Source organism: Pseudomonas sp. (assembly GCF_050739995.1).
GTDB lineage: Bacteria > Pseudomonadota > Gammaproteobacteria > Pseudomonadales > Pseudomonadaceae > Aquipseudomonas.
Map to the genome: position 1 here is coordinate 1 of NZ_JBOICG010000106.1, position 7,400 is coordinate 7,400.

Below are 7,400 nucleotides of genomic sequence, written 5' to 3' on the forward strand. Positions count from 1 at the left end.
GTCCTTAACCACGTGGCTGACGTCCAGGTTCAGCGTCGGGGTGTAGTTGGTGTTGCCGCTCTTGTCACCGAACAGCACGTTTTGTGTGGTATCGGCCACCGAGCTGCCGGTGGTGTTCTTGCCGCTGACGGTGTAACTGTCACTGGTTTTTGGCCAGACCTTGTCCTTGAAGCTGGACAGGCGCGAGCCCACGGCGTCTTTCTTGTCCGCGAGGTAGGCCTTGGCCTGGTCCACGCGAGTGCCGAAGGCGCCACGAGGCTCTGGGTTGACGTCATAGCTGCCGCTGCGCGTGAATTTTTCCCCCAGGCGTTCCTTGGCGTTGACGACGCTGTCGACCACCGTGTCCTTGGCTGAGGCCAGGTGCCCAGTGCCCTTGTCGACGGCGTTTTCCAGTTTTTCGCGGTGTTTGTCGAACGCGCCTTCGGCCTTGGCTTGCACCTTGTCCTTGAGCGGGCCAGTGGTCTTGGCCAACTTGTTGACCACCCCGGGCTGGTTCTTCTCGACATCCAGCTTGGCATCGACGTTGACCTGGGTACTGCTGACGTGATCCTTGCGGCTCTCGACCAGCAAATCGCCGCCCACCTTGCCGCTGACCTGGTTGGCTTCGATGCGTGCGCCGGCCAGATGGGTATCGCCGGCACTGTTGATCACCACACTGTCGGCCTTGATCAGGCTGTCGTTTTGCGTGGTGCCTTGCAGGTGATCCACATCGACCTTGGCTCGGGCGTTGATGCCGAACTGGGTCTTGGGTGTGTCGTGTTCACCGGCGTCGGCCAGGGTGGTCTTGCCACCACTGCCGCCCGCGCCCAGGGTCACGCCCCAACTGTTGTGAGCCTGAGTGGTTTGCGCGGACTCTTGCAGGATGCCGCCGTTGTGCGCGTCGAGATTGACGTTGGCAGCCGTGACCTGCGTGCCTTGCAAGTGAATGGCATCCGCGCTGCTTGCCGCGCTGGTGAGGCTCACGTTGCCGTTGCTGTGCAACTGTCCGACGGTCACGCCCGTATCGTTCTCGGACACTTTGCCGATGTTGAAGTTGGCGCTCAGGCTGCCGGTCTTGCCGCTGCTTTCGGCGCTGCTGGTCTTGCCGGCGCCGACGGTCAGGCCGCCGCCCAGGTTGCTGCCAGTGCTCAGGTGAGTATTTGTGGCTGCTTGCAGGTCCAGCTTGCCGCCGGCATTGAGGCTGATGTCACCGGTTTTGTCGGTGCTGCTACCGATCCGGGTACCTTGCAGGGTCATGTCGCCGCCGCTGCTGAGTTGAATCGGACCGTTGCCCTGAATCGTCGCCACCCGGGCTTGGCTGTCCTGAGTGTCGAGCTGCTTATGGTCCAGTTGCACACCGGCGCCGAGGTTGACGTTTGTACCGCTGGTGCCTGGCGCCGTACCGACCGTCAACGAACCATTGCCGCGCAGGCTGTTGCTGGTTGTGCTCTGGGTGTCGTTGGCTTGATTCAGGGCCAACTCACCGCCCGCCTTGAGGTTGGCGCCCGCCTGACCGCCATTGAACTGGCTACCGTCATAACGCGCGTCGCCCTTGGCCGTGATGTTCACGCCTTGGCTTGCGACGTAGCTGCCCACCACCGCCGTGCTGCTGGATTCGCGCACATCACTGCTGCCACCGCTACCGCTGCCGCGCACATTCAGGTCTTCGCCGGTGGTGGTGTAGATGCGCACACCCACCTTGGCATCCACGCCTTGCTCGCTACTGCTGTGGGTATTGGCCGCCGCCGTGGCGACATGCTCATCAGCGTTGATCTTCAGCGCGCCACCGGTGGCCTGGTATTGCGTCCCTTCATCCTGCAACTTGCCCGTGACATTCACCTGTACCGTACCGCCACTGAACTGGCTGACGACTGCGGCGCTGTCCTGCTGGGTGCGGGTCTTGTTGGTATGGCCCACTTCCACGTCCAAGCCGACGTTGGGTTGCTCGAACGCATCGAGCAGACCGGGCTGATGGAATTTGGCCTGGGCCACACCTTCGACGGCTTTTTCGATGGGACGGGTGACGCCTTTGTATTCGACATTGGCGCCGATGTCGGCGGTCCAGCCATTCTCTTTGTGAGTGCTGGTTTCGCTGTTATGCGCCGCTTGGTTATCGACAGCTGCGGCATTGACCTGCAACTCGGTACCGGCCTTGACCTGTGCACCTTGGCTGGTGAGGGTGTTGCCGGCGTTGATGGTCAGCTTGCCGCTCGCTGCGACGTTGCTGGTTTGCGCCGTGGTCTTGTCGCTGCTGTCGTGGCTGCTTTGATGGCTGAACTGCGCGCCGCTGCCGGCCTTGTCCAGGCCACCGGTGTAGTACACGCCGCCGCCGGTGGTGGTCTGCTCGGTATCGTTGTGAGTGCTGTCGTGGGCGGCCAGCAGTTCGACATTTTTGCCGTTCAAGGTTGCATCGCCTTGTGTGGCCTTGAGATTGGAACCCTTGATGCTCACATCACCCTCGGCCGTGACGGCCACGCTGGCGCCGCTGAGGCTGGAGGCCTGTTGCCGGGTGGTGTCGGTCTTGCGGGTGTGCTGCTGGTCTTCATAACGGATACCGGCCCGGTACTGGCGGCTGCCATCGGCGGTTTCCTTGGCGTAACCGTCGAACCCGCGAGTGTGGGTGCTGGTGGTGTCGTGGGCGGTGTTTTCAGCCGACGCGACCTTGATATCACCCTTGGCTTCGGCCTGCAGTTCACCGGCGGCAGAGACGGTTGAGCCGCTGACTTCGATGTCTTTGGCACTGTGTAGCTTCAGGTTGCTGTCCGAGCGCAGGTTGCTGGCGACGACGGTGCTGTCCTTGAGGTTCTTGCGGCTTTCATCCTTGGAGATGCCGAAGAATTTGCTGTCGTTGCTGTAGCGGTTGTCGTGGGACGTGTCTTGTACACCGTCGATCACCAGCGAACCTTTGTCGCTGATGACGCTGGCCTGTTTGCCGCCGCGCGCCTGGCTGCCGCTGATGCGCACGTCGTCCGCCTTGACGATCAGCTTGCCGTCGGCATTCACCTTGCTGCCGGTGTTCAAGGTCTTGCCTTGGTTGCCATCGCCGTTCTTGCCAAAGAAGCTGCCGCCGACCAGGTCGCCGGAGTAGGCGTTGTCACTGCTGCTCTGGGTGCGGCTGGCACTGGTGATGTCCACGTGGCGGGCAGCCAATTGAATATCGCCTGGGGTTTTCAGCTCGGCGCCTTGCAGTTGCAGGGTCTGTTGGCTGGTCAGTTCAAGCGCCTTGCCGGCCTTGAGGCTGCTGGTGATGTTGCGCTGTTCGCTGCTGGATTTGTCCCAGTTGGCCTTCCACAGATGTTTGCGATGGTTGCCCTGATCACGGGTTTCGTGGGTTTCGGTGGCGGCACTCAGTTGCAGATCGGCGCCGCTGTTGATGTGTAAATCAGCCCCCGCGTTTACGTGGCTGGCATTGATTTCGGTCTTGGCGCCGGAAGACAACGCGGCGTTCTGTTGCGCGACGACGTTGTTGCCGTGCTGGCGCGAGTCCTTATCGGTGGTGGTGCGGTCGTAGGTTTCGTAGGTGAAGAGGAAGTTGCTGTTGTTCCACTGTTCGCGCTTCTCCTGGAGCTTGCGGCTTTCCAGGCTGCTGAGGGTCAGGTTGCGCCCGGCGTCGAGTTTGACGTTGCGCCCGCCGACATCGGTGGCCGCCAGGTTCAAGTCCCTGGCTCCGTGCAAGTCCACATCGCCCTGGCGGCTCTGCACGCCGGCGCGGGTGGCGTCGAGGCTGTTGGCGTGGACCAGGCCGCTGACATCGAGGTCGCCCGCCGAGCTGATCTTCACGCCGTCGCGGCCTTCCACTTGCACGGCGCCCACGCGCACACCCGCGCCTTCGGCGGTGCTGATGATGTTGATGCGCCCCGCCTGCATCGCGCCGAACAGGCTGGCGTCGATGCGCTGGTCCTGCGCTTTGCCGGCCGGGTCCACTTGGCGCACTTGCCCGCTGGCGAAGTCGACTTGGTTGCGGCCGACGGTGAGGTTCAATTGATCTCGAGCGCTGAGGCGACCGTCGCTGTCGATGCGCGGCGCGATCAGGTTGATGGAGCCCTCGCGGTTTTGCAGGCCCTGACCTTGTACCGTCAGTTGGCCGTGGGCGTCGCGGGTGCTCAAGGCTTGCAGCTTGCCGTCTTGGAACTCAGGGCGACCCACCACCAGGTTGGCATTCGGCGTGTTGATGAAACTGCCGCCATTCACGGAAATGCCGTTAGGGTTGGCCAGCACGTAATCGGCGGCCCGGCCGAAAATCTCCTGGGCGCCGTTCAGGGTCGAGGCGTTGCGACTGATCACTTCGTTGAGGATCACACTCGCGGCCTGGCCCTGGAACTGTGGGTTGGCCGCCAGTTGACCGGCGAGTTGGGATTGGCCGGCTTGCAAGGCGTTGTTCAACACCAGGCCCTGGCGGTCGACGTTGTAGTCCAGGAACTGGTTATGGGACAGGCCACCGGCATTCGGCGCGACGATGTTGACGATCGGCACGCCGCCCTGGTTTTGCAGCTGCGGGATGCCGCCAGGGCCTTCGGCAACGATCACGCCACCGGCCAATACCAGTTGGGGCAGCAGGAATAGGCTGGCGATGGCCCAGCGCAGTTTGCCCTGGGGAGAAAGGTGAAACGCGTGTGTGTCATTTGGCATAAATAATTTCGCTCTGTGTTGGCTGATCCGCGACGTGCGTTGTTCGTTGCAACGCTGCTGTGGTGGTCAGGTACGGCGGTTGTTTCAGGCTAATCTCGGCTTAAATCTGCAGGCTCAGGCGTGTCAGCCAGACATCCGGCTCCTGGCCAAAACCTGCGGGGGTGTTGAGGCTGTGTTGGTAATCGAAATCGAGCTGCACGTTTTTCCAGCTCAGGTTGAGCCCGGCACTGGCACCGCTCAGGCGTTGGCCCTGGGCGCCGTGTTCGCGCTTGACCCAGCCGTTGTCCAGGCCCAGGCGCGGGGTGACTTTCACTGGCAGGTCACTGTTGAGTGGCAGGCGCAGGGTGTTGCGCCACACCGTGCCGATGGCACCGGACGCACTGTTTTCGCGATAGCCGCGCACCGCGGAATCGTCGGTGCCCAGCAGTTGTTCGATGGCGGGTAACGCATCCGGGCTGTATTGCACGGATAACTGGCTCTGCCACTGCCACGGCTGCCCGGCCCATTGGCCGTTGCGCCATTGGGTCAGGTTGGCGCGGTATTTGTGGAATTGCGCCTGGGGCAGGTTTTTCTGCGTCTGGTCAGCATCGCGATCGGCGCCGAACCAGGTCAGGCCCTGGGCGTAATTGACGTCGAGATTCCACACCGCACTGTTGAGCCAGAACAGGTTCACGCCGGCCTCGGCCACCGTCAGCGTCGGGCTCTGGATTCCCAGGTGGGCCTTTTGCAGGTAGCTGTCGACGTCCTTGTAGGCCAGTTGCAGGTTGGCGCTGAGTTGATGACCCTGGTCGCGCCACAACACGCGGTCGCTGCGCAGGCTGACCTGATCGGTGCGGCCGCTGTTATACAGCGTGGTATTACTGAGCTTGAACGGCGAGCGGTACTCGGCGTGGCTGGCGAACAGGCTGTAGGTCCAGTACCCGTAAGGGATCGAATAAAACAGACTGTGGCTGCGGCTGTAGCGCGGGCCATGGTTGAGGGTGTCGCTGAAGCTCAGGTTGAGCGAATCGTTGAGCTCCAGCGGGCTGTCCAGGCTCAGGCTGATGGCATTGCGATCACGTCCGGTGCCGGCGCTGCCGAGGTTGTCCACCCCAAGCCCGAGCGCCCAGCGCGAGGCCGTGCTGCGCGAGCGCAGGATGATGCGCGAGGCGCCGGGCTCACTGCCTGGGGCGATGTCGGCGGTCAGATCGACCGAACGCAGGCGGTTGAGCTGGTCCAGGCCTTGTTCCAGGTCACGCAGGTTCAGCGGTTTGCCAAGCATGCCGGGGAACGCACCACCCAACGACACCGGCAAACTCTGGTCGGCCAGTTCGATCGCTTCGAGGTAGCCTTCCTCGACGTGAATATCCAGCGGGTGGCCGGTTGCCGGCGTACTGATCAGGTACGGGCGGCTGGCGATGTAACCCGCGTCGACGTACAGGCGGGTGATCTCGGCCAACAAGCGGTTGATCTGGGTGACGCCCATGCACGGGGCCACGTAGGGCTCGATGCGTTTGTTCAACTGCGCCTTGTTGAACAGGGTGACTCCGGCCAGGCGCGTACCGCTCAAGGGCCAGCAGCGTTCATCTTTGGCAATGTCTTGGGGCAACGTGGGGGTGGCCGGTGGTGTGCCGAAACTACCTCGTTGCAACTGGCGCTGGCGTTGTTCCAGTTGCAATTGTTGCAGGTCGCGCTGCTGTTGCTGCTGCAAGCGCAGGGCTTCCTGGCCGGGTTGCGGGCCATCGGCGGCAGTCGCCTGCAGCGCGCAGAGGCAGAGCAGGGCGGCGCCCAGCAATGGGATGTAATAGGGGCGTTCGATTGAGGGCTGACTTGGCACTCGACATCCTTAACGTAGAAATACACACGATCGGTGCCCCAGAGCCAAAACCATGAACCCAGGGGACGTGCCACACTTGAGCCATCATTAAACGGTTTGTTACATCGGCTGTAGGATTTATTACATAAAACGTGAGGAATGCCGCGTTATTCAGCAAATAAATGCGCGTTTTTGGTGCGGTAAGGGTTGATTTGAGTCTGGAGGGCTCGATTTTTCGGGCTTGACGGACAAAAAAGGGGGCGGGACGGTTTTTGATTGTTGCACCGGAATAGCTTAATTGCTGTGTTTATAGATTGTGAATAACGAAACGCTTAAGGCGATTTGGCATGGCTCTTTGCCGGCAATGTTGACTTCAGTGCTGTCAATCGCGGTATGTCTTGGTTAGATTGAAGACCAATCAGCTTTTAAGACAGGGACTGTCATGACTACGCTAACGCCGATCATCGCGACCAATCCCCTCATTCTTCGTGCTGCCACCACCGCGCCGACGGCGGCACTGGTGAACACGGTCGATGTCTCGCCAACTCGGCCATCGTCAGTGGTCAGTCTCGGCAATCCGGTTGCAGAGGCAGTCGATATCTACTCCAAAGACGGGCAACTGCCTGGTCGGGAAAACGTGCGAGCCTGGGAAAATAACCAGCAGGACGCAATCACCCAAGCGATCAACAACCGTTTTAACTCGATCTCCACAGCCAGTCGCTACAGCGGCCTGGGAGCCGCCTTGGTGGATCAGTTCACGAAGAGCGGCGGTGCGGGCATTTCCCAGTCCGTGCTCAACACTTCCGCTGACCGTGCTGGCGACACCGGCGCAATCAAGGCCGATCAGGCTGCGTTGCACACTAAGGCCGACAACCAGGTCAGCCTCAGCATCAAGACCGCCAGTGGCAAGACGGTGACTTTCAGCCTGTCTAGCCAGAAGGACGGCCTGGGCGTACAGGCGACGGTCGAAGGCGGGGATTTGAGCGCGGATGAGCTC

The 7,400-nt window shown here is 61.6% G+C and carries 2 protein-coding genes and 1 pseudogene; 1 reads left to right on the forward strand and 2 read right to left on the reverse strand.

The window, feature by feature from the left end; translation table 11 throughout:
- On the reverse strand, positions 1-4,608 hold a 4,608-nt coding region (locus tag ACRESD_RS03630), incomplete at its 3' end, for a hemagglutinin repeat-containing protein (protein WP_431749673.1).
- Between the two features lie 100 nt (positions 4,609-4,708).
- Positions 4,709-6,424 (reverse strand): ShlB/FhaC/HecB family hemolysin secretion/activation protein, encoded by a 1,716-nt coding sequence (locus ACRESD_RS03635; protein ID WP_431749674.1) that lies wholly within the window; start codon positions 6,422-6,424, stop codon positions 4,709-4,711.
- Between the two features lie 421 nt (positions 6,425-6,845).
- Between ACRESD_RS03635 and ACRESD_RS03640 the strand changes: the two are divergent.
- A pseudogene (locus tag ACRESD_RS03640) lies at positions 6,846-7,400 on the forward strand (lactate dehydrogenase); the annotation flags it as partial.